Annotated in this window: 19 protein-coding genes, 1 tRNA gene and 1 riboswitch; of the genes, 8 read left to right on the top strand and 12 right to left on the bottom strand. The window is 61.4% G+C overall.

Annotated features, from left to right (window positions below):
• Positions 1-45 precede the first annotated feature (45 nt).
• The 3 genes from ACIQUB_RS27595 to ACIQUB_RS27585 form a co-directional block, all read right to left on the bottom strand.
• Positions 46-753 (bottom strand): hypothetical protein, encoded by a 708-nt coding sequence (locus ACIQUB_RS27595; protein WP_402934255.1) that lies wholly within the window; start codon positions 751-753, stop codon positions 46-48.
• Positions 754-849: 96 nt separating this feature from the next.
• Positions 850-1776 (bottom strand): DMT family transporter, encoded by a 927-nt coding sequence (locus ACIQUB_RS27590; RefSeq protein ID WP_402934252.1) that lies wholly within the window; start codon positions 1774-1776, stop codon positions 850-852.
• A 133-nt stretch (positions 1777-1909) separates the two neighbouring features.
• Positions 1910-1994: transfer RNA gene (locus tag ACIQUB_RS27585), tRNA-Leu, on the bottom strand.
• Between the two features lie 178 nt (positions 1995-2172).
• Between ACIQUB_RS27585 and lipB the strand changes: the two genes are divergently transcribed.
• On the top strand, positions 2173-2889 hold the full coding sequence (gene lipB, locus ACIQUB_RS27580) for a lipoyl(octanoyl) transferase LipB (RefSeq protein WP_113236696.1): 717 nt from the start codon (positions 2173-2175) through the stop codon (positions 2887-2889).
• Between the two features lie 68 nt (positions 2890-2957).
• On the opposite strand, the gene ACIQUB_RS27575 is transcribed toward lipB, so the two are convergent.
• Positions 2958-3326 carry a hypothetical protein gene (locus ACIQUB_RS27575; RefSeq protein WP_113236670.1) on the bottom strand — a complete coding sequence of 123 codons (369 nt, stop codon included), beginning with the start codon at positions 3324-3326 and terminating at the stop codon, positions 2958-2960.
• A gap of 267 nt (positions 3327-3593) precedes the next feature.
• A complete protein-coding gene (locus ACIQUB_RS27570; protein ID WP_113236671.1) occupies positions 3594-4289 on the bottom strand; it encodes an HAD family hydrolase in 696 nt (231 codons plus the stop codon).
• Positions 4290-4497: 208 nt separating this feature from the next.
• Between ACIQUB_RS27570 and rpiA the strand changes: the two genes are divergently transcribed.
• From rpiA to gor, 3 genes are all read left to right on the top strand, one after another.
• Positions 4498-5196, top strand: coding sequence for a ribose-5-phosphate isomerase RpiA (gene rpiA / locus ACIQUB_RS27565; RefSeq protein WP_047512011.1), 699 nt, complete (start codon positions 4498-4500; stop codon positions 5194-5196).
• Between the two features lie 15 nt (positions 5197-5211).
• Entirely contained in the window at positions 5212-5775 is a 564-nt protein-coding gene (locus ACIQUB_RS27560) for a DUF2059 domain-containing protein (protein WP_113236672.1), read from the top strand.
• Positions 5776-5904: 129 nt separating this feature from the next.
• Complete coding sequence (gor, locus tag ACIQUB_RS27555) at positions 5905-7290, top strand: glutathione-disulfide reductase (RefSeq protein WP_113236673.1); 1386 nt, start codon at positions 5905-5907, stop codon at positions 7288-7290.
• Between the two features lie 10 nt (positions 7291-7300).
• On the opposite strand, the gene ACIQUB_RS27550 is transcribed toward gor, so the two are convergent.
• A complete protein-coding gene (locus ACIQUB_RS27550; protein ID WP_113236697.1) occupies positions 7301-8617 on the bottom strand; it encodes a pilus assembly protein TadG-related protein in 1317 nt (438 codons plus the stop codon).
• Positions 8618-8940: 323 nt separating this feature from the next.
• Between ACIQUB_RS27550 and ACIQUB_RS27545 the strand changes: the two genes are divergently transcribed.
• Positions 8941-10314 carry a class II 3-deoxy-7-phosphoheptulonate synthase gene (locus tag ACIQUB_RS27545; RefSeq protein WP_018902356.1) on the top strand — a complete coding sequence of 458 codons (1374 nt, stop codon included), beginning with the start codon at positions 8941-8943 and terminating at the stop codon, positions 10312-10314.
• A 57-nt stretch (positions 10315-10371) separates the two neighbouring features.
• On the opposite strand, the gene ACIQUB_RS27540 is transcribed toward ACIQUB_RS27545, so the two are convergent.
• From ACIQUB_RS27540 to ACIQUB_RS27525, 4 genes are all read right to left on the bottom strand, one after another.
• The gene (locus ACIQUB_RS27540) at positions 10372-12099 is read right to left on the bottom strand and encodes a pilus assembly protein TadG-related protein (protein ID WP_113236674.1); all 1728 of its coding nucleotides are present in this window, start codon (positions 12097-12099) and stop codon (positions 10372-10374) included.
• A gap of 8 nt (positions 12100-12107) precedes the next feature.
• Entirely contained in the window at positions 12108-12530 is a 423-nt protein-coding gene (locus ACIQUB_RS27535; RefSeq protein ID WP_018902358.1) for a TadE/TadG family type IV pilus assembly protein, read from the bottom strand.
• Between the two features lie 173 nt (positions 12531-12703).
• On the bottom strand, positions 12704-13228 hold the full coding sequence (locus ACIQUB_RS27530) for a DUF1003 domain-containing protein (protein WP_113236675.1): 525 nt from the start codon (positions 13226-13228) through the stop codon (positions 12704-12706).
• 87 nt (positions 13229-13315) lie between these two features.
• A complete protein-coding gene (locus tag ACIQUB_RS27525; RefSeq protein WP_402934350.1) occupies positions 13316-15211 on the bottom strand; it encodes an LTA synthase family protein in 1896 nt (631 codons plus the stop codon).
• Between the two features lie 274 nt (positions 15212-15485).
• Here ACIQUB_RS27525 and ACIQUB_RS27520 point away from each other — a divergent pair, with 274 nt between their 5' ends.
• Both ACIQUB_RS27520 and bluB read left to right on the top strand, forming a co-directional pair.
• A complete protein-coding gene (locus ACIQUB_RS27520; protein WP_113236677.1) occupies positions 15486-16319 on the top strand; it encodes a TolB family protein in 834 nt (277 codons plus the stop codon).
• 25 nt (positions 16320-16344) lie between these two features.
• Positions 16345-16528, top strand: a riboswitch (cobalamin riboswitch).
• 39 nt (positions 16529-16567) lie between these two features.
• On the top strand, positions 16568-17254 hold the full coding sequence (gene bluB / locus ACIQUB_RS27515; RefSeq protein WP_402934243.1) for a 5,6-dimethylbenzimidazole synthase: 687 nt from the start codon (positions 16568-16570) through the stop codon (positions 17252-17254).
• A 13-nt stretch (positions 17255-17267) separates the two neighbouring features.
• Here bluB and ACIQUB_RS27510 read toward each other — a convergent pair whose 3' ends face one another.
• Together ACIQUB_RS27510 and ACIQUB_RS27505 are read right to left on the bottom strand one after the other, a co-directional pair.
• Positions 17268-18386 (bottom strand): DUF2865 domain-containing protein, encoded by a 1119-nt coding sequence (locus ACIQUB_RS27510; RefSeq protein ID WP_113236679.1) that lies wholly within the window; start codon positions 18384-18386, stop codon positions 17268-17270.
• Between the two features lie 128 nt (positions 18387-18514).
• On the bottom strand, positions 18515-20827 hold the full coding sequence (locus ACIQUB_RS27505) for an NADP-dependent malic enzyme (RefSeq protein WP_047511987.1): 2313 nt from the start codon (positions 20825-20827) through the stop codon (positions 18515-18517).
• A gap of 266 nt (positions 20828-21093) precedes the next feature.
• Here ACIQUB_RS27505 and ACIQUB_RS27500 point away from each other — a divergent pair, with 266 nt between their 5' ends.
• Complete coding sequence (locus ACIQUB_RS27500; protein ID WP_113236680.1) at positions 21094-21906, top strand: UDP-2,3-diacylglucosamine diphosphatase; 813 nt, start codon at positions 21094-21096, stop codon at positions 21904-21906.
• Positions 21907-21998: the final 92 nt, after the last annotated feature.

The following is a 21998-nucleotide window of genomic DNA, read 5'->3' as shown; positions in this document are numbered from 1 at the left end:
ACGGATAGGACACGCACGGATAGGGCACGGAGAGAAGCGTCGCGATCAGGCGACGGCCGCCTCTGTCCCGAGCCTGTCGTCGACGATCCGGAGCCAGCGGGTGCGACGCGGCGCTTCGGCGTAATCGGTGAGCACAAGCGCCGAGATGATCTGCGACCAGCGCGGATGGTTCGACGCCGGTAGCGTCTCTTCGCCGATCTGCATCAGCACCGCCCAGGTGAGCGCCTGTACCGTTATGGTACCGCCGTCGCTGAGCGCGCGCAGGATGCGCATGACGTAATCCACATCCTGGCGGGTGATTCCCCGGCGATCGATGGCACGGCTCTTGTGGTAGGCGCCGCGGTTGTCCGACAGCGCGAGGCGCAGCTGATCGAGCGCAAAGGCGCGCAGCTCGTCCGGCACATAGGCGGAAATCTCGATGATGTGGAGCACGAGCTCCAGCTCGAGCGCCGAATGGACGATGCCGTCGGTCGCGACCATGCGCATCAGCCACGCGACGTTGATTTCGTCGAGAGAGCCTTGCGGATAGTTATAGTGGACGATGAAGGCCGCGAGCTGCTCCACGAAATAGGTGTTCCATTCGGGGCATTTCTCGGGGCAGGAGTTGTTCAGTGCCAGCATAACGACGACGTCGTCGGCGGTTCTGATTCCCTCGGGAAAACTGTGTCTGCGCAGAAGATCGATATCCTCCACGCCAAGTCGATGCTTCCCGGCGATGACACATGCCGGAAAAGCGAGTCGAATTTCGCTCATCTTTTCTCTCCAGGCCTCATCATGAAGCCGAAGATTCTTCTAGCGCCAGCGAATTGATGTTCTCTCAATAGGCGGAGTTAACAAGGTGTTTACGCCTTACGCCTGTTTGGCGACCCGCGCCTGCACCCGTTCGCGCCAGATGATGAAGAGGCCGGAGGCGACGATGATCATGATTCCCACCCATTTGGAGAAGTTCGGGAAATCGCCGAACAAGGCGTAGCCTAAGATGGTGGCGGAGATAATCTCGAAATACTGGAACGGCGCCAATAGCGAGAGCGGCGCCATCCGGAAGGCCCGGACGACGATCATGTGCACGTAGCCGGAGAGCGAGCCGAGAATCAGCAAAAGCACGAGGCCGAGCAGCGATGCCGGGAGCGATATTTCGAAATCGCTGACACCCATGCCGTTTCCGACGACCAGCGCGCCGGACATGAAGAGCGTGCCGCCGATACCGGCCATGGTCTGCATGGTCAAAGGCGAATCGGCATTGCCAATCGCGCGGTTGAGGAAAAGATACAGCGAATAAAGGAAGGCGCAGCAGACGGGGAGCAGCGCCTTGAGGCCGAAGACTTCATAGCTCGGCTGAATAACGATCATCGCGCCGCCGAAACCCACCACGATCGCGGTCCAACGCCGCCAGCCGACCTTGTCGCCCAGAAAAAGCGCCGAAAGGCCGGCGAGCATGAAGGGTTCGACGAAATAGATGGCGAAGACGTCGGCGAGTGGCATGTATTTGACCGCGACGAAAAACAGCAGGCTGGCCGCCCCATGCAGCGCGCCGCGCAGCAGATTCATCCAGGGACGCTTGGCTGACAGCGCGCCCCAGCCGAACATGATGAAGAGAATCGGCAGCGTGCAGACAAGCTGAAAAAAGAATCGGTAGAAGGTGACCTGTCCGGGCGACATGCCCTCGAACGTCGCCATGTACTTGGCGATGGCATCCATGGCGGGGAGGACGATCATTGCGCCGGCCATGAGCGCCATGCCTTGCAGAGGATTGTGCAGGTCGGTTTTATCGGACATCTTCGAGAAATTTCATTGGGCTGGGATCCAGCCGTTATAGACAATAAAATCTCTCGTTAAGAGATGCCGCAGACGACATATCGCGTCGTCGGGAGCCAGTTGCTCTGGCTGGTCTCACTCCTCAGGAGAGAGATGGTGCGGTCGAGAAGACTCGAACTTCCACGGGTTGCCCCACAGCGACCTCAACGCTGCGCGTCTACCAATTCCGCCACGACCGCATCGTGGTAGGTGCCGGTTTGTGCCGGCGACGCAGCATGTAGCAAAAGGTTTTTCGGGACACAAGGGCCATGTGACAGATTTTTTCAAAGAAGGTGACAGCGTTTGTAAAGGCAGCAATTCGGAGCCATATAGATGCTCGAAAAAGCCCGCGATCACAGGCGCTGCGGGCCGCAAGGAATGGCTATGTTACGAACGGACCTCGATTTTTCCATGTTTCCACAGGCCGGCTCGCGCCCGGTGCGCTGGCGGATCTCCAATGGGCTGGTGCCCTATCAGGAGGCTGTGGATATGATGGAGCAGGAAGTGGCAGCGATTGCCGAGGGTGGCGACGAACTGGTGTGGCTGCTCGAGCATCCGCCGCTTTACACGGCTGGAACCAGCGCCGATGCACGCGATCTGGTGCAGCCCGACCGCTTTCCCGTTCACGCCACCGGGCGGGGCGGGGAGTACACCTATCATGGGCCCGGCCAGCGGGTCGCCTATGTGATGCTCGACCTGAAACGACGCCGCCAGGATGTTCGCGCCTTCGTGGCGGCGCTGGAAGAGGTGATCATTCGCACGCTGGGTGAGATGAACGTGCGCGGCGAGCGCCGCGAGGATCGCGTCGGCGTATGGGTCTGTCGCCCCGACAGGCCGCCGCTGCCGGATGGAACGGTGGCGGAGGACAAGATCGCGGCGCTCGGCATCCGCTTGCGCAAATGGGTGACGTTTCACGGGCTGTCGCTCAATGTCGAACCCGATCTCGATCATTTCGGAGGAATCGTTCCCTGCGGGATCTCGGCCTATGGCGTCACGAGCCTGGTCGATCTCGGCCTGCCGGTGACGATGGATGATGTGGATGTGCTGCTGCGCGAATCGTTCGAATCGGTCTTCGGCGAGACGGTGAACGGCTGAGCGCGGAATCGGACGGTGCTGATATTGAAAAGGGCCGGCGATCCGTCGGCCCTTTCGCTTTTTCGCGCCTACTTGATGCCGACGTCGCGGCAGGCATCGGTGTGCGAAGCGCCGCTGTCACCACCTGCCGTATGCAGGCCGTGACCTCTAGGCGAGTCAGCGCATGGGGGGAGTGGCTTGATGCTTGCCGTCGACATCTTGTCGACCGGCGGTGCGACGCGAACGGGAGCGAAACCATCGCTGTCGTTGGTGTAGTCGTCGGAATATTCCGGCGCCTTGTGCTGCGTGTAGTGGATGGGCTTCGGCGGAGCAACTTTGACGGGAGCGAAACCGTCGCTATCGTTGGTGTAATCGTTGGAATACATCGGCTGGGCGACGGCGGCGCCGGAAAGGCAGAGGGTAAGCACGGCTGCGGCGGCTGCAAATTGAATGCGCATATCAGATCTCCTCAATCCATTGTTGCACACAATGTGACGTCCATTACCCTCGGCAAGAGCAAGTTCGCGCCTCAATTGAGGCCGGATTGTGAAGGTGATCTGACAGTCGGGCGCACGTTTTTTCACATGAAATCACGGCGCCGCGACTGTGTTTGATCGCTATTTGATTGGCCTTGCGATTCGCTAAACCAGCGAGCGACGCGGCGCCATCTCAGCAATCGGGAGCTGATGTTTTCTGCCAAAACAACCGCGTTTTGACCGAAAATGTTAGCCAGCGTTGCGGGCCTGCGCCGTGTCGATGAGTTCGTTCACCAGCTCGGGCGTCAGCTCGCTGAAGGCCTTGATGATGTGCGTCGGCTGCAGGCTTTCGATCGGAACGTCGGAATAGCCGAAGGGCACGGCGATCGAGGGGATGGCGGCATTGCGTGCGACGAGGATGTCGTTGGCGCTGTCGCCGATCATGATCGTGCGCTTCGGGTCGCCGCCGGCCTTTTCGATCGTGCCGAGCAGATGACCGGCGTCGGGCTTGCGCACCGCGAAGGTGTCGCCGCCTGTGATGGCGTCGAAATAATGGGTGAGCTGCAGCCGCTCCAAGAGGGTGCGGGCGAGACCTTCCATCTTGTTGGTGCAGACGGCGAGCTTGTATCCCTTGGCCTTCAACTGATCCATCGCATCGATCAGTCCGGGATAGGGGACCGTCGCGCCAGGCATGTTGTCCGTGTAATGCGTGATGAAACGCTCGAGCAGATCAGGAAACTTCTCGGGCTCCAGCGGATGCCCCTGCAGCTTGCAGGCCCTTTCGATCATCACCTTGGCGCCATGGCCGACAAGATGTGTCAGGTCGTCATAGACGAGTGGCGCGAGGTCGAGCGCGGCGATCGTGTAATTGAGGCTGTCGACAAGGTCGACATGGGTGTCGAGGAGGGTTCCGTCGAGATCGAAGACGACAAGGGCAGGGGTCAATGGAGTTTTCGCCTGTTCAGTTGGGATGCATCCGAGTTAAGCGATGAAGGCCGCAAAAGCAACGCTTTGGCCCGGCTTGGCAGGCCTCCCGCATGTGCTTCGGATTTCGAAAGTCTGACGTTATTTTGGCTTTCGTTTGACTGGCGGGCCGTGTAAACAACGCAACCAACGTAACAATGCGTAACGTAACACTGGGAGTAAGCGGCGCATGGACGCCCGCGAAATGAAGATCAAGGCCGCGGCTGCGGCACTCGCCCATGTCGAGCATGGGATGCGTCTCGGGATCGGAACCGGAAGCACGGCCGAGGAATTCGTGCGGTTGCTTGCCGAAAAGGTCGCCGACGGGTTCAAGGTCGAGGGCGTTCCGACATCGGAACGCACGGCACGGCTTTGCGTCGAGCTCGGCGTCCCCCTCAAATCGCTCGACGAGCTGCCGGAACTGGATCTGACGATCGACGGCGCCGACGAGGTCGATGCGGCGCTCGGGCTGATCAAGGGCGGCGGCGGAGCCTTGCTGCGCGAAAAGATCGTTGCCGCCACATCCGGCCGCATGATCGTGATCGCCGACGAGAGCAAGCTGGTGGATACGCTGGGCGCCTTCCCGCTGCCGATCGAAGTCAACATGTTCGGCCTCGTTTCGACGCGCATCGCCATCGAAAAGACGGCTGCGCGGCTTGGCCTTTCGGGTGAATTGACGCTGCGCCAATCCGGCGACGGCAATTTCACCACGGATGGCGGACACTACATTATCGATGCATCTTTTGGCCGTATTCCTGATGCAGAGGCGCTTTCAACCCAGTTGAATGCGATCCCCGGCGTCGTGGAGCACGGGCTCTTTCTCAATATGGCCGCGCTGGCGATCATCGCCGGTCCGGCGGGCGCGCGCGAACTGCGGGCAACAAGGTAACAGGAGTTGGAACTCATGAATAAATTTGCAGGTTTTGGCCGTTTTGCTGCTGCGACCGTCATTCTCTCGGGTGTTGTTCTGGGCTCTGCAGCCCATGCGCAGGAAGCATCGCCGGAACAGCTGAAGGCAGCCCGCGCGGCTATCGACGCAATCGGCGCCACCACCCAGTTCGACAACATCCTGCCGGGCCTCGCCGAGCGCCTGAAGGCCGACCTGATCCAGGATTCGCCGAACTACCAGGATCAGATCACCGCTGAAGTTGACAAGCAGGCGCTGGCGCTTGCACCGCGTCGCGCCGATCTCGAAAAGGAAGCCGCGGTGACCTACGCCAAGGCATTCTCGGTCGAAGAACTCAACGCGATCGCCGCTTTCTACAGCTCGCCAGTCGGCCAGAAGCTCCTGAAGGACGGCCCGATCGCTTCGCGCGAAACCGTCAAGGCCGCCGACATCTGGGCGCAGGGCATCTCCCGCGACCTGCAGAAGTCGACCAGCACCGAGCTTGCCAAGGTGATCAAGCCGGCCCCGGGCGCTGGCACCGATCCGGCAGCTCCGGCCGCCAAGCCTGCAGCCAAGCCGTAAGGTTTGCATCATCGCTCAATACGAAGCCCCGGTTCGCCGGGGCTTTTGTTTTTGGCGATATCGGTACTATATCAAGCCTCCTTCCACCTAACGATTCCTTCCTTCTGATGTTTTGTGCCGGAGATCCCCATGACAGCCTATGATTACGACCTATTTGTCATCGGTGGCGGCTCGGGTGGGGTGCGCAGCGCGCGCGTGGCGGCGGCCCTCGGCAAGAAGGTGGCGATCGCCGAAGAGTATCGCTACGGCGGCACCTGCGTCATTCGCGGCTGCGTGCCGAAGAAGCTCTTCGTCTACGCCTCGCAATATCACGAGCATTTCGAGGATGCCGCCGGCTTCGGCTGGACCGTCGGCGAAAGCACGTTCGACTGGAAGAAGCTGATCGCGGCCAAGGATGCGGAGATCACCCGGCTCGAGGGGCTCTACAAGAAGGGGCTGTCGGGCGCCAACGCCGAGATCCTCGACACGCGCGCCGAACTCGTCGACCGGCATACCGTGCGGCTGGTCAACACCGGCAAGACGGTGACGGCGAAGACGATCGTGATCGCGACCGGCGGGACCCCGAACCTGCATGGCGCGCTGCCCGGCCATGATCTCTGCATCACTTCAAACGAGGCGTTTCATCTGGAGGAGTTGCCGCGCTCGATCGTGATTGTCGGCGGCGGATATATCGCGGTCGAGTTCGCCAATATCTTCCATGGGCTCGGCGTCGAGACGACGCTGGTCTATCGCGGGGCGGAAATCCTGTCGCGCTTCGACCATGACCTGCGCCGCGGCCTGCACGAGGCGATGGTGGCCAAGGGGATCAAGATCCAGTGCCATGACATGCTGAAGAGCGTGGCGAAGGGCGAGGACGGACTGGTCGTCGAGACGCTCAACAACGGAACGATGAATGCCGACGTGGTGATGCTCGCGATCGGTCGCTTACCGAACACGCATGGCCTCGGACTTGAGGCGGCGGGCGTCGAGATGAACGCGCAGGGCGCGATCGTGGTCGACGACTACTCTCGCACCAGCGTCGAGAACATCTATGCGCTGGGCGATGTCACCGACCGGGTACAGCTGACACCAGTGGCGATCCACGAGGCGATGTGTTTCATCGAGACCGAATACAAGAACAACCCGACGAAGCCGGATCACGATACGATTGCCACCGCGGTCTTCTCGCAGCCGGAGATCGGCACGGTGGGGCTGACCGAGGAAGAGGCCGGCAAGCGCTATAGCGACGTCGAGGTCTATCGCGCGCAGTTCCGGCCGATGAAGGCGACGCTGTCGGGGCGGACCGAGAAGATGATCATGAAGCTGATCGTCGATGCGGCGAGCCGCAAGGTCATCGGCGCCCATATCCTCGGCCATGACGCCGGCGAGATGGCTCAGCTGCTTGGCATCACGCTGAAGGCCGGCTGCACCAAGGACGATTTCGACCGGACCATGGCTGTGCATCCGACCGCCGCCGAAGAGCTCGTCACCATGTATGCGCCGAGCTACAAGTTGAAGGATGGCGTGCGGGTCTGACGCGCGCCTATTAGCTGGTGATGCGGGGCGTGCTGACGATCTTCATGAACAGCGCCTGCATGGCTTCGGCGATGCCGTCGGTGGGGCTGACGGCGAAGTAGAGGCCCGGGCTCGCGCATTCCTGCATCTTCGTCGAGATCTTGCCTTCGAAGGGCTTGACCCAGTCATTATAGAAGCCGTTTTCGGGCAGCGGAAGATAGGTCGTGTAGAGAACCGCGATCTTGATGCCCTTGTCCTTGAGCGCCGTGCAGCTCTTGACGTCGATGGGCTCGATACAGCGATTGCCATTGGCGCCGCGCGGGCTGGTGCAGCCCGATGGCTTGGCGCTGTCGCCGACGCCATCGGCCACGAAGAAAACGATCTTCTGGCGGTCGGCATCGCTTGTGCCCTTGCCGATGGTGCCCTTGATCTCCGTCTTGATGCCGGCCAGCGCGTTGTCGAAACTCGTCTGTTGGTCGTTATTGTAATTCTGGTAAGGGATGCTCATCAGCTGGATGGCATTGGTCGCAGTTGCGACCTTGCCGAGGTCGTTGTTGATCTCAGCGACCTTAAACAGGTTGGCGTCCTGAGCGGTCTTGCCAAATGTATAGGCTGCGACGCGGAACTGGTTGTCCATCGTCTGTGTGTCGGTCGCTTTCGCCATCAGCGCCTTGACCGCTTGAGCGACGACGTCGATGCGGATCGTGATGCCGTTGTTTCGGGCAATGTTGTAATAGCTGTTCTTGTCCTCGACGCCTGATGTCGAGACGATGTGACAGGCAAATGCGCAGGTGCCGTCGGAGCCGGACTTCGTGGCCTTCAGCATCTTGTTGATGTCATCCTGCGTCGCGCCGACGCCCATCGAGGGCGTGTTGTCGAGCAGCATGTAGAAGTCCATGTAGGACGGCGTTTCGTAGCGGGCCGTTGCCGTGCCCGAGATCGGCATGCTGGTCTGGCCGAGGATTTGCATGAAGGAGGTCGGCACCCGCGTCTGGAAGGTGACGGACGAGGTCAGCACGTTGCCGGTCTTCACGACATCGACACTGACGTCAATCGGAAAGTTGGCGGCCTCGCCCGCGATCTGCGAGCGGAAGAGCTCCTGCGCGTCCGTGTTGCCGGTTGCGATGGGGCCGTCTCCGGTCATCGTCTGCGCCTGTTTCATCGCCGGCGACATTTGCGCGACCGCGCCAACGGCTGCGGCATCAGCTGCTGCCTGAAGCTGCGTGCGCATGCTGAGTGCGTGCGAGAAATCGATCGACAGGCCGGCTGCACCGATCAATGGAACCGCGAGAAGGGCGGTGATCAGGCCGAAATTGCCTGAACGATCCGCCATGAGGCGATCAAACATGCGCATTGGAAACATCCGAAGAATTGAAACGTCATTCTTGAAAAACCGAAGCGTCATGCCCCGCTGTGTCAAAACAGGACGATCCTTAGTGTCAAAGCATAAATTAGATACAAAGCGTCTTGGTATATCGAACGTTAAGGGCGCGCAGGATGTTTGAAAACGTGGCCGCGAATACCTTTATAGGGCGTCATCGCATGGCGCGATGAGGCGGACAAAAGCGCGCCGAACACCGCTATGCAAGTTGAAGCTAAACGGCTATAAGCCGCCAGTATTTTAAAGACGGGATATCCGGCCGGTACCGGATACTGAGACAGGTGAACGAGATGGCACAGAATTGGACTCCGAACAGTTGGCGGCAAAAACCGATCCAGCAGGTTCCGGATTATCCGGATCAGGCAGCAGTTGCGGCGACGGAAGCCCAGCTGGCGTCGTATCCTCCGCTCGTTTTCGCAGGCGAGGCGCGTCGTCTGAAAAAGCATCTTGCCAATGTGGCCGAAGGTAACGGCTTCCTCTTGCAGGGTGGCGATTGCGCCGAGAGCTTCGCGGAACACGGCGCGGACAATATCCGCGACTTCTTCCGCGCCTTCCTGCAGATGGCTGTCGTGCTGACCTATGGCGCGCAGCTTCCTGTCGTCAAGGTCGGCCGTATCGCCGGTCAGTTCGCCAAGCCGCGCTCCTCGGGCATCGAAACGCTCGATGGCGTGTCGCTGCCGAGCTATCGTGGCGATATCATCAACGGCATCGAGTTCACCGAGGAAGCGCGTATTCCGAACCCGGAACGTCAGGCCATGGCTTACCGCCAGTCGGCCGCGACGCTGAACCTGCTGCGCGCCTTCGCGATGGGTGGCTATGCCAACCTCGAGAACGTGCACCAGTGGATGCTCGGCTTCATCAAGGACAGCCCGCAGGGCGAACGCTATCGCAAGCTGGCGGATCGCATCAGCGAGACGATGGATTTCATGAAGGCAATCGGCATCACCGCCGAGAACCAGCCGAGCCTGCGCGAGACCGATTTCTTCACCAGCCACGAGGCGCTGCTTCTCGGCTATGAAGAAGCGCTGACGCGCGTCGACTCGACCTCGGGCGACTGGTACGCCACGTCTGGCCACATGATCTGGATCGGCGACCGTACGCGCCAGCTCGACCACGCGCATGTGGAATACTGCCGTGGGATCAAGAACCCGATCGGTCTGAAGTGCGGCCCGACGCTGCAGGCGGACGATCTGTTGAACCTGATCGACGTTCTGAACCCGCAGAACGAAGCCGGTCGTCTGACGCTGATCTGCCGTTTCGGCCACGACAAGGTCGCCGAGCATCTGCCGCGCCTCATCCGCGCTGTCGAGAAGGAAGGCCGCAAGGTCGTCTGGTCTTGCGATCCGATGCACGGCAACACGATCACGCTCAACCACTATAAGACGCGGCCCTTCGAGCGGATCCTGTCGGAAGTCGAAAGCTTCTTCCAGATCCATCGTGCGGAAGGCTCGCATCCTGGCGGCATCCACATCGAGATGACCGGCAAGGACGTGACCGAATGCACGGGTGGCGCGCGCGCCGTGACGGCGGAAGACCTGCACGACCGCTACCACACGCATTGCGACCCGCGTCTCAATGCCGATCAGGCGCTCGAGCTCGCCTTCCTGCTCTCCGAGCGGATGAAGAGCGGTCGCGACGAGAAGCGTATGGCCGTCAACGGCTGAGGGCTGATTGCCCGCTTGGACTGAATTGAAGGAGCCCGGCCATCGCGCCGGGCTTTTTCATTGCACCAGTACGGATTGCTGGCAGCGCGCATCGGTGAAGCGCACATCGGCCTCGCCGATCTTGATGCCGAGCATCAGCAGCGTGTTGTAGAGCACGTCGTCGAGGGGCGTGGTGACGCTCGACAGCGTGTCGGCGATCGCCTGCATCACGGCCTTGTTGGTGCCGAGCGTCAGGATCAGCAACTGGATCTGGATATCGGTGCCGGCGATGAGCGACTGGACGGCTGACGTGAGCGTGTCTCTTGTCGAGACATTCTTGATCGCCTTGTTGGTGATGTCGTTCGGCTGGAATGTCAGGCGCGTCTTGCTGGTGTTGGTGAGGTTGATGTCGGCCAGCGCGTTCACCTTGAGGAGCAGGGCGTCGATGATGGTGGCTGATGTGACGCGCGGCTTGGTGCCGAAATTAGCCATGGCGGTCGGATCGACATCGCCAAGCGCGATCTCGGCGACCCCCGGCACAACATCGACGCCGATGCTGGCGCTTTTCGGGCCGCCGCCGAGGCAGGCGAAACTCGCGAGCTTGGCTTCGGCATAGGCGGCCTCGACATAGAGCGGCACGCGAACCTTGATGCCGGCGATGGTGCTGAGCCCCGTGACGCCGGCTTCGATGGCGATGCGGATCTGCGCGGTGCGCACCGCCGATCCCGTGGTCCCGATGGCGTTGGAGGCGATGCCCTTGGGGCGTTCGCCGATCGCGATCTTCAGCGTGACGCTGGTCAGCCCCGGGACGGTGCCTGCGAGATTGACGCCGACCTGCTTGCCCTGGTTGGCGGCGAAGGCGCTTGCCGAGATGATGTCGAGAGCGCTTGCCTCGAGCAACAGGTGCGAGCCGGCGCCGATCATGCGCTCGCCTACGGAGCCGAGGCTTAAGAGGTTCTGCAGCTTGACCTTGATCTGCGTGGTGCCGAGCCCCTTCGAGAGCGAGGTGATCGCCTTTGTCACTGTTGGCGTCAGGCCTTGCGTGGCGGCCAGCGTATCCAGCAGGCGCGGATAGGAGATGTCGGTTGCCAACAGGTCGTCATAGGTGCCGGCGGTGAGGTTGAACTTGGTCGCGAGAAGATCGAGATAGGACAGAAGGTCGATATTGGCGGCGGCGAGTGCGTCGTAATCTGCCACCTTCAGCGAGACCGTCGTGCCAAGCAGGCCACCCAGGACGGCGTTGAGGATGCCGCCGTTGAGGCTCGCCAGACGGGAGCCGACGGAGAAGGCGGCGAGCTTGGAGGCGGATGCGGTTCCGGTTGCGCCGAGCGTCGGGGGTGGAATGATCGACGCGGCGAAGGTCAACTGCGCCTTCTGCTGGATCGCAACCTTGACGGCATCATAGGGCTGGGTTCCGGCCACGAAACGCTGCTCCAGCGGCACGGTGGGGTCGGCCAGATAAATCCCTGGCGTGTATTGGACGACGGCATCGTAAGTGTCGAGTTGCGCGGCGTTCAGCAGCTTCGTTCCAGATGATGTTGCGTAAGCCACGCCTGACTTTACGGCGACGTTCAAGCCGTTCTGCTGGTAGTTCGTGACCAGGTTGCTGGCGGCGTTGTTGATGTCGGAGGCCGCGACGATGGCGCCGATATCGCTCAATTGCTGCAGGCGTCGCTGCTGCAGCGTCATCGCGCCAAAGTCGACACCAAGCGCAAGCGTGGAAATGATCAGCGGCGCCGAGAGCGCCGCCATGATCGCGATGTTGCCATCCCGGCGGGTGCTGAAACCCGCCAGATATCGCCTCATGCCTGCTTTCATATACCACCCATGCGGATCGTGGCGAAGCGGCGGATCTTGGTGTCCGGAAGCGGGAATGTGTAGAGATTCCAGATCGGTAGGGCGCTGGCGTCATACTCGGTCGTGACCGTGAACTGATTGGCGTTCGTGGGGTCGGTGGCGACGGTGACCTGGAGTTTCTTGCGGTCGATCAGTGGATCGTTGAGGGTCGAGAGCGCGATGTAGTTGTTGACGAGCTGGGCGCGCTCCTGCTCGGAGAGACCGGCCACCGCCGTGCGTGCCGCATCCGCCGTCAGCTGCTGCAGCGCATGCGCGGCGCTCAGGTAAATACCATAGGCGATCAGCGTGAGAAGAACGAGTAGGAAAACCGGTGCAACGATTGCGAACTCTATCGCGGCCGCACCCTGCCGGTTGGCGAGAAGACGTCGGGCATTTCTCATGCACTGCACTCCTTGCAATGGCCAACGCCGCAGCGAAGACAACCGAAGGATACATTTAACCTTCTTAATTTTTGCTTACCTAATAAACCCCATGCGTGTACCTGCAAAATATCAGGGTGTACGGAAATGGCGCGCTATTCCTGTGGCCGGCTAATCTGTTCGCCGGCCAAGGATCAGTTGCCGAGCTTCTGGGTCAATCTGGCGATATCCTCGCGCAGCGCGGCGATCTCGGTCATCACCTGCATGTCGATCTTCTGGTGCAGAGACAGCACTTCCAGCTCGGCCTTCAGGTTGACTTCATAGTCCTTGGCAGCCTCGAAGCGATCGCGCTCGGCCTGCCGGTTCTGCGACATCATGATGATCGGCGCCTGGATGGCGGCGATCATGGAGAGGACGAGGTTGAGGAAGATGAAGGGGTAGGGGTCGAAGGCGCGGGTCGACAGGATGATGGTGTTGATGACGCACCAAACGGCCAGGAAGACCAGGAAGGTGGTGATGAAGGCCCAGGAGCCGCCGATGCGGGCGATGCTATCGGCCATCCGCTCGCCGAAGGACGATTCGGCTTTCAGCGCGGCATTGATATCCGTCGAGATGATCTTGCGGGCATGGGCCTTTTCCAGCACGCGCTTTTCGATGTCGCCGAGCTCGTTGGCGGATTTGTCGAAATGCAGGTGGACGAAACTGGAGAGATTGTTCATGGCGCGACTCCCGATCAACTTATGTTGGCGGGGAGTATTCCGTTCTGCGCCAGGAATGCAATGCGGCAACGTGCATGTCTGCCGTGCTTAGGAGCCCTCAGCTCGCAGCCAAGAGTGCTGCGGGAAGAAGCGCTCGACGGTCTGCGCCTTGCCGAACATCACATCGTGCTGGAGATAGCGATAGTCGCGGACCAGCGGATCGATGGTCTTGGCGTCGCGAACCCAGTCCGGCGAAGCGGTGTTGTCGCGGGTGATCAGCTGATAGCGGTCGACGATCGGATACTTCTTCTGCACGCGGCCGAGGAAGCCGGTATAGAACGGGTGCTCGTAGCCGGCGAATTTCAGCACATGATAGGGCAGCTGCGACGGGCTGATGGTGCCGACGTTCTGCTTCACGCCCTTGCGGTTCGACCAGATGACGAGCGGCGTCTCGTGCTCCTGCTTCATCACGCTGACGGATGCCCGGCGGGTTGCGACTTGGTCTGGCATGTAGCCGGTATTCGTGTAGACGCTGCCGAGCGGCGGCAAGTGGTCGCCCCAGAGCACGATTATCGTTTCGCGATCGCGCTTGGATGCCCATTCGGTCAGCATCTGGAAGCTCTCGTCGGCCTCCTTGACGCCTTGCGTATAGGTGGCGAGCGTGGCGCGGTCGGCGTCGGTCAGATTGCCGGTGATGTCGACCGTGTTGTTGGCGTAGCGGTTGGGCTCGTAAGGGCCATGTCCCTGCAGGGTGACCGCGAAGAAGAAGAAGGGCCGGTCGAGCCCGTCGGCTTCCTGCATGATCTCCTTCATCAGGCTGTCGTCGGAGGCGAAGATGCCGCGCTTTTCCATGGTCGGCATGGTGTCTTCGGTGCGGAATTCCTCGAATCCGAAATCCTTGTAGACCTCGTTGCGGTTCCAGAACCAGCCGCTGAACGGATGCAGCGCGCGGGCCGCATAGCCTTCGCCGCGGAAGAAGGTGGCAAGCGACGGGATGTCGTTGCGGATATACTGCTGGTAGGGAATGCTGCCATAAGGCAGGAAGGCATTCGAGAAGCCGGTCAGCGCCTCGAATTCGACATTGGCGGTCATGCCGCCGAACTCGGGCGAAAAGACGTGGCCGGACTGTGCCGCGCGGATCGTCGGCATCGGGTCTTCGGAGAATTTCAGCGTCTTGAGGCGCGTCGGGTCCCAGAAAGATTCGCTCATCAGCATGATCACGTCGGGCTTGTCGCTCGGTCCGCTGAGATAGCCGTAGTTGCGTGAGGGAATGGCGTCGAGCGCCTGCGCATTGAGGCCGGCGGGCGAGGCGACGTCGGCCATCGGGATATTGAAGATAAAGGCGAGAATGAAGCCGTTGCTACGGTAGTTCTCTTTCTGGTCCCACATCATCGGCACGACCTGAAGGCGGTCGCGGATATAGGAATATTGCGAGTAATCCATCAGCGAGCCGAAGGCGGCGATGACGGGAACAGTCAGGCAGAGATTACGGATGCGGTTGCGGCGCGCCATCTTCGGCAGGCGACGCCAAGCGTAACGCCATGCGAGCACGAGGCCGGTGACGGAGAGCAGAATGCCGACGGCAACCGCGATAGCCGTCATCGGGCGGTCGCGGACCATGACCGGAAGCAGTTCGAGGATCTGGCGGCCGAACAGCATGTCCGAGGGATAGAGCGGATCGGAGAGATAGTGCTGTTTCTGATTGGAGACGAGCGCCGGCATGAGCACGAGCGGCAGGACGACCAGTGCAGAGAGGAAACGGCGGCCGAGGATCGCATCGACGCAGAGCATCACGATGGTCAGCATGACGACCGTGGTCATGCCCGGGCGGGCCGTGGAAGACAGAAAGGCGCCCACGTCGGTTGCGCCGCCGCGCGCGATCACTTCGACAGAGAAGGTTGCAAGCAACGCCATCACGGCGGTCAAGGCGACTGCAATTGCGCCGCGCAGGATGGAAGGGCGGGTATCCGCGCCAACGCCACCATAGAGTGCCGCCTCGCGCATTGCCGCTCCGGACTTGAAAACTTGCGCGATCAATGGCGGAACTCCAGCGTCATCATAACGTCATCGAACTGTCACATCTTCGTCATGAACGCTAGATGAACCATTGTTGTTTCGCGGCCTTAACGCTTTTTTGATCACAAACTTTTCGGTGGCCGGTTGCCTGATTTCGCGCGGGCTCGGGATGAGGAGTGCCATTGCCGCGCGCGGGCGATCCTTGCGTGCCTTAATTAGCTGTCGTAGGTCATGGATATGTTCGCGTCAGAGGAGAGTTTGCATGCGCAGTTCCGTCGAGATCTACAACGTCAAGACGGGCGAGGCCCGTGTGATCTGGCAGACCGAGAGGTTGGTCGAAGCGCCCAACTACGCTCCTGACGGTAGCTATCTCCTGCTCAACGACGAGGGCCTGCTCTACCGGCTGGCGCTCGACGGGTCTGCCAAGGTGGCGCATGTCGATACCGGCTTTGCGACCGCCTGCAACAACGACCACGGGATTTCGCCCGATGGCAAAAGGATCGTCATCTCCGACAAGGTCGAGTTCGGCAAGTCGGCGATCTACACGCTGCCGATCGAGGGTGGGGCGCCGCAGCTGGTGACCACCAATCATCCGTCCTACTGGCATGGCTGGTCGCCTGACGGGAAGGACCTCGCCTATTGCGGCATTCGCGGCGACCTGTTCGATATCTACACGATCGACGTGACCGGCGGCGAAGAACGGCGGTTGACGCATGGCGAGGGCCGCAATGACGGGCCGGATTATTCGGCAGATGGGCGCTGGATCTATTTCAACTCCAGCCGCACCGGCCTGATGCAGATCTGGCGCATCCATCCCGACGGAACCGGCGTCGAGCAGGTGACGCACGACAATTACGGCAACTGGTTCGCGCATCCATCCCCGAATAACGACAAGGTCGTGCTGATTTCCTACGATCCCGATGTGTTCGACCATCCGCGCGACAAGCATGTGCGGATGCGGATCATGGATATGGACGGGGGAAATCTGACGACGCTGTTCGAACTCTTCGGCGGGCAGGGATCGATCAATGTTCCAAACTGGTCACCGGATGGTGATGAGTTCGCCTATGTGCGATATTTCCCGGTCGAGGTTTGAGCGATTGCACAAGTCACGGTTTGTCGGCATAGGTGGCGCGTCGGGTGCCCGCAAGCTTGCGGGAGAATCGGGAATTCGGTGCAAGACCGGAACGTGCCCAACGCTGTAAGGCCGACGTCTGCCGCTTGATGCCACTGGCGCTTTGCCGGGAAGGCGTGGCAGACGGATGACGCCAAGTCAGAAGACCGGCCCGACAATCATAGACTGACCGCCTGGACAGCGGCCGGTTGTGTTGTTGGGGATTGACGATGCGACCAGACCAATCTGGCTCTCTTGCGAGAGCTGGTGCCTTTTCGACGAGCGAGCGCGACGCCGTTTACAGAGCCATCGAGACCAGACGCGACGTACGATCGGAATTTCTGCCGGATGCCGTGCCCGATGACGTCATCGGGAGGCTGCTGGCTGCCGCCCATCACGCGCCGTCCGTCGGCTTCATGCAGCCGTGGAATTTCATCGTGGTGCGTGATCAGGCCGTGCGATCCACTGTGTGGGAAGCCTTTTCCAAGGCGAATGCCGAGGCGGCGGAGATGTTTTCCGGCGAGCGGCAGCAGGCCTACCGAAACCTGAAACTCGAGGGCATTCGCACAGCGCCCGTCGGCATCTGCGTGACCTGCGATCCGGATCGCTGCGGCGACGTGGTGCTGGGGCGTACGCATAATAGGCGGATGGATTCTTACTCCACCGTCTGTGCCGTGCAGAACCTGTGGCTTGCGGCGCGTGCCGAAGGCATCGGCGTCGGCTGGGTCAGCATTTTTCACGAGGCGGATTTGAAACGGGCGCTCGGCGTGCCTGATCGGATCGAGATCGTCGCCTGGCTCTGTGTTGGCTATGTCGACCGGCTCTACGAGGAGCCGGAACTCGCCGTGAAGGGCTGGCGGCAGCGGCTGCCGCTGGAAGAGCTGGTGTTTGCGGATCGCTGGGGCGGGGGCGAATAGCGCGCGACGCCCTCTACTGCTTCTGCGCCGGCGGTTGCTGGGGTTGGGCGCCCGGCATGGCGGGGTGTTTCAGGTCAATCGATCCCTGATCGCCCGCCAGAAACTGCGGACCAACTTGGCGCACCTTGCCGGCGCTGGGATCGTAGGGGCGATCGGGGACCTGCGCCTGCGGTGCGGGCTGTTGAGGTGTGGCCGGGCTCTCGGGCTTGGCGGCGGCGGTGTTCGGGGTTTCGATCGTGGTGATCGAGCTCTGAGGCGACGGGGCGCTCACAGACTGGTTGCGGCGCATCTGTTCGTAATAGGCGGGCAGATTGCAGCTGCAGGAGGATTTTTCACCGGGCTTGCGGTTCTTGTAGGCGAATGCGTTCGGCATGGCGCTGTAAGGCGCACCCGTTGAGGCCGAGATCATGTTCTCGCTCTCGCCGCTGGAAACGTCGTGATAGTAGAGCTCTGTTTCGATGCCGGGGCACATCTGCTGGCAGGTGTTGGCGTCGCGGGCGAAATCGAAGGAGGTGGCGTTCGAGCGGATGGGGAAGAAGCCGCCGTCGCAGCTGCGCACGCAGATCGTGTTCAGATGCGTCAGAGGTTGGCCGCCGGGCGAGAACTCGTAGGAGCGCTGACGCTCGCCGCCGAGCGGAATGAAGGTGTCGCTGCGCATCGCCTGATCGTCGATGCTGGGCGGGTTCGCATATTGCGGCTCTTCATATTGCTGCACGGGCGCGTTGCAGTTGTTCTCGTCGAGCGCTGCGAAGAGCTCGTTGCGCAGGCGGGCGTCCGGGCTTTGCGCGCGCAACTCGTCACGACGCATCTGCAGGTCGGCGATGTTGTCGAGCATCTTCGCTTCGGCTTGTTCGAGCTCGCCGCAATAGCCGGCATTGTCGCCGCCGATCACCACCATGCTGCCGCTGCTGCAGCCGCTGCGGCGCTGGTCGCTGCGCAGCTTGCGAAGCTCGAGGTTCTGTTCGGTGATGGCGCTGGCGAAGCGGCGTATTTCTGACGACATGCCGCCGCCGATCGTTTCCGGGATGGTTGCCAAGCGAGCGCGCAGTTGACCGCAGATCGGCGCCAGCTGCGAATAGGCAGGGGCGGAAAGGGCAATCAGGAGTGCTGCGGCCAGCGTGAGGCGTTTCAAGGCATCGTCCCGTCAGTGAGCAAATACCAAATGGCGAAGGGCGGACCATGGCCCGCCCTTCGATATAACCTGCTTGTCTTAACAAGCTGCCGCTCAGAGCCTAACGCATTTTCAGCGTTCAAGGCAAATTACGCAGGTTGTGATGCTTCCACGACCGCGAGGGCCGCCATGTTGACGACGCCGCGCGAGGTGACCGACGGCGCCAAGATGTGGGCCGGCATGGCCGCGCCGAGCAGGATCGGGCCGACATGCAGGCCATCCGTCATCGACTTGACGACGCCGAGCGTGATGTTGGCCGCATCGAGGTTCGGGAAGACCAGAAGATTGGCTTCGTCGTGCAGCGTCGTGTTCGGCATGACGCGCTTGCGCAGCGTTTCGGAGATCGCGCTCTCGCCATGCATTTCGCCATCGACTTCCAGATCGGGGGCAGTGTCGCGCACGAGCTGCAGGGCGTTGCGCATCTTCGTGGCGCTTTCGGATTCACGCGAACCGAAGTTCGAGTGCGAGACGAGGGCCGCGCGCGGCGTGATGCCGAAGCGCTTGATTTCCTCGGCGGCGAGAACGGCGGATTCCGCCACTTCCTCTGCCGTCGGGTTGAACGTGACATATGTGTCGGTGAAGAAGGTGGCGCCGCGCTGCGAGATCAGCAGGCTGAGTGCCGAGAAATCGCGAACGTTCGGGCGCTTGCCGACGATCTGGCGGACGTCGCGCAGGTGCTTTTCATAGCGGCCTTCGAGACCGCAGATCAGCGCATCGGCCTCGCCACGCTTCAGCGCCAGCGCGCCGATAACCGTGGTGTTGGTACGAACGATGGTGCGGGCCGCTTCCGGGATGACGCCGCGGCGGCCGACCAGCGAGAGATAAAGCTCGACATACTCGCGGAAGCGCGGATCGTCTTCCGGGTTGATGACGTCGAAATCCGACAGCGGACGGATACGCAGGCCGTAGCGCTTCAGGCGCGTCTCGATGACCTGCGGACGACCGATCAGGATCGGCTTGGCGATACCTTCCTCGAGAAGGACCTGGGCGGCGCGCAGCACGCGCTCGTCTTCGCCTTCGGAGAAGATGACGCGCTTCTTGTCGGCATTCTTCGCGGCCGCGAAGATCGGCTTCATGACGAAGCCGGAGCGGAAGACGAAGCGGTTCAACTGGTCGAGATAGGCGTCGAAATCGGCGATCGGCCGCAGCGCCACGCCGCTATCGGCCGCAGCCTTGGCGACGGCAGGCGCGATGCGCAGGATGAGGCGCGGATCAAACGGCGAGGGGATGAGATAGTTGGGGCCGAAGATCGGCGTTTCGTCCGAATAGGCGCGGGCGGCGACATCCGACGGCTCCTCGCGAGCGAGGGCCGCGATGGCGCGCACGGCCGCCATCTTCATTTCCTCGTTGATCGTCACAGCGCCGCAATCGAGCGCGCCGCGGAAGATATAGGGGAAGCAGAGGACGTTGTTGACCTGGTTCGGGAAGTCCGAGCGGCCAGTGCAGATCATCGCGTCCGGGCGGGCGGCGCGGGCGAGATCGGGCATGATTTCCGGGTTCGGGTTGGCCAGCGCCATGATGAGCGGCTTTTCGGCCATCTGCGCCAGGAGTTCCGGCTTCAGGACGCCTGCGGCCGACAGGCCGAGGAAGACGTCAGCGCCGCCGATGTTCTCAGCCAGCGTGCGGGTGTCGCTCTTCTGGGCGTAGACGCTCTTCCATTCGTCCATAAGCTCGACGCGGCCTTCATAGACGAGGCCTTCGAGGTCGTGGACCCAGATGTTTTCGCGCTTGGCGCCGAGCGTGACGAGAAGGTTGAGGCAGGCGAGCGCCGCCGCGCCGGCGCCGGAGGCGACGATCTTGACCTCTTCGATCTTCTTGCCGGCCAACTCAAGGCCGTTCAGGATCGCGGCGGCGACGATGATGGCGGTGCCATGCTGGTCGTCATGGAAGACCGGGATCTTCATCTTTTCGCGCAGCTGGCGCTCGATCTCGAAACATTCCGGCGCCTTGATGTCTTCAAGGTTGATGCCGCCGAAGGTTGGCTCCAGCGCGGCGACGGTGGAGACCATGTGGTCGACGGTCGTTGCATCGACCTCGATGTCGAAGACGTCGATATTGGCGAACTTCTTGAAGAGAACCGCCTTGCCTTCCATGACCGGCTTGGAGGCCAGCGGGCCGATATTGCCGAGGCCGAGAACGGCCGTGCCGTTGGAGATCACGGCAACCAGATTGGCGCGCGAGGTGTAGTCGGCGGCGGTTTCCGGGTTGTCGCGGATGGCAAGACAGGGCGCGGCGACGCCCGGCGAATAGGCGAGCGCGAGGTCGCGCTGGTTGCCGAGCGGCTTGATGGCCTGGATCTCGATCTTGCCGGGACGGGGATAACGGTGGAAGAACAACGCCTGTTCATCGAGGCTGCCGCCTGCCGCTTTGTTGTCCGTCTTCGGTTTGTCGCTGTGATCCATCGTAATGCTCCAGGCTGTCGCACATGCTTTCATTGGAGCGCTTTCAATACATCAATCGAAAGACGGTAACAGCGGGAATTTCGGTTCCGGTTCCCAAAAAGAGCGCAAATGTGCAACAGCGCCCGCGAGATACCGGGGATTTGCGACGCTAGGGCCTGTGATCAGGGCCCGACACCCGGGCCGTGTCATCTTCCTGAAACACGAGTCTGGTTTTCAGAGGCACAGATGAAGCATGGGGCACGGGCAGTTTGCTTGTGAAGGACAATATGGATACGCGCCACTTCCGTACGCTCTTTATTTCCGACGTCCATCTCGGCTCGAAAGCCGCGAAAGCCGACTTCCTGATCGACTTTCTGAAGTACCACGAAGCCGACACGATCTTCCTGGTGGGAGACATCGTCGACGGCTGGCGCCTGAAGCGCAGCTGGTACTGGCCGCAGGAATGCAACGACGTGATCCAGAAGCTGCTGCGCAAGGCGCGCAAGGGAACGCGTATCGTCTACATCCCCGGCAATCACGACGAATTCCTGCGCGACTTCCCCGGCATGCACTTCGGCGGCATCGAAGTGGCCGAGCGGATGATGCACGAGGCGGCCGACGGCAAGAAGTATCTGGTACTGCATGGCGACGAGTTCGACGTCGTGGTACGCAACGCCCGCCTGCTCGCCTATCTCGGCGACTGGGCCTACGACATGGCGATCATGATCAACATCGGGCTCGCCGCCGTTCGCCGCAAGCTTGGCATGCCCTACTGGTCGTTCTCGGCCTGGGCGAAGCTTCAGGTCAAGCACGCCGTCAACTTCATCGGCGAGTTTCAGAAGGTGGTGGCCGACGAGGCCCGCAAGAGCGGCGCCGACGGCGTGATTTGCGGCCATATCCACCATGCCGTCATGGAAGACATGGACGGCGTGCGCTACATCAACACTGGCGACTGGGTCGAAAGCTGCACGGCGATCGCCGAGCACGAGGACGGCACATTCGAGCTGATCGAATGGCGGACCATGGGTGGCGCTGCCGCTCCAGCACCGCTGGCGCTCGAAGATCACCGCAAGCGCGAGCCGGCACAGCAGGCGGCCTGATACCACCAATTGTTTCGCTGTTGCGAAATGGCATTGTGCAGCTGCTGCCGTTGCCGTTTCGCGACAGTTTTTGCTTATTTTTGAAATCGGTT

The sequence above is a fragment of the Rhizobium sp. NPDC090275 genome, from assembly GCF_044772225.1.
Classification (GTDB): domain Bacteria; phylum Pseudomonadota; class Alphaproteobacteria; order Rhizobiales; family Rhizobiaceae; genus Rhizobium.
Note: the sequence above shows the minus strand (reverse complement) of the source record. Positions and strands in the feature narration are given on the sequence as shown.

Coding starts and splice junctions, on each gene's coding strand:
- bluB (WP_402934243.1), top strand. CDS start 16,568: ATGCGACCAGACCAATCTGGCTCTCTTGCGAGAGCTGGTGCCTTTTCG.
- gor (WP_113236673.1), top strand. CDS start 5,905: ATGACAGCCTATGATTACGACCTATTTGTCATCGGTGGCGGCTCGGGT.
- rpiA (WP_047512011.1), top strand. CDS start 4,498: ATGGACGCCCGCGAAATGAAGATCAAGGCCGCGGCTGCGGCACTCGCC.
- ACIQUB_RS27530 (WP_113236675.1), bottom strand. CDS start 13,228: ATGAACAATCTCTCCAGTTTCGTCCACCTGCATTTCGACAAATCCGCC.
- ACIQUB_RS27535 (WP_018902358.1), bottom strand. CDS start 12,530: ATGAGAAATGCCCGACGTCTTCTCGCCAACCGGCAGGGTGCGGCCGCG.
- ACIQUB_RS27545 (WP_018902356.1), top strand. CDS start 8,941: ATGGCACAGAATTGGACTCCGAACAGTTGGCGGCAAAAACCGATCCAG.
- ACIQUB_RS27500 (WP_113236680.1), top strand. CDS start 21,094: ATGGATACGCGCCACTTCCGTACGCTCTTTATTTCCGACGTCCATCTC.
- ACIQUB_RS27505 (WP_047511987.1), bottom strand. CDS start 20,827: ATGGATCACAGCGACAAACCGAAGACGGACAACAAAGCGGCAGGCGGC.
- ACIQUB_RS27590 (WP_402934252.1), bottom strand. CDS start 1,776: ATGTCCGATAAAACCGACCTGCACAATCCTCTGCAAGGCATGGCGCTC.
- ACIQUB_RS27520 (WP_113236677.1), top strand. CDS start 15,486: ATGCGCAGTTCCGTCGAGATCTACAACGTCAAGACGGGCGAGGCCCGT.
- ACIQUB_RS27525 (WP_402934350.1), bottom strand. CDS start 15,211: ATGCGCGAGGCGGCACTCTATGGTGGCGTTGGCGCGGATACCCGCCCT.
- ACIQUB_RS27540 (WP_113236674.1), bottom strand. CDS start 12,099: ATGAGGCGATATCTGGCGGGTTTCAGCACCCGCCGGGATGGCAACATC.
- ACIQUB_RS27550 (WP_113236697.1), bottom strand. CDS start 8,617: ATGTTTGATCGCCTCATGGCGGATCGTTCAGGCAATTTCGGCCTGATC.
- ACIQUB_RS27560 (WP_113236672.1), top strand. CDS start 5,212: ATGAATAAATTTGCAGGTTTTGGCCGTTTTGCTGCTGCGACCGTCATT.
- ACIQUB_RS27595 (WP_402934255.1), bottom strand. CDS start 753: ATGAGCGAAATTCGACTCGCTTTTCCGGCATGTGTCATCGCCGGGAAG.
- lipB (WP_113236696.1), top strand. CDS start 2,173: ATGGCTATGTTACGAACGGACCTCGATTTTTCCATGTTTCCACAGGCC.
- ACIQUB_RS27575 (WP_113236670.1), bottom strand. CDS start 3,326: ATGCGCATTCAATTTGCAGCCGCCGCAGCCGTGCTTACCCTCTGCCTT.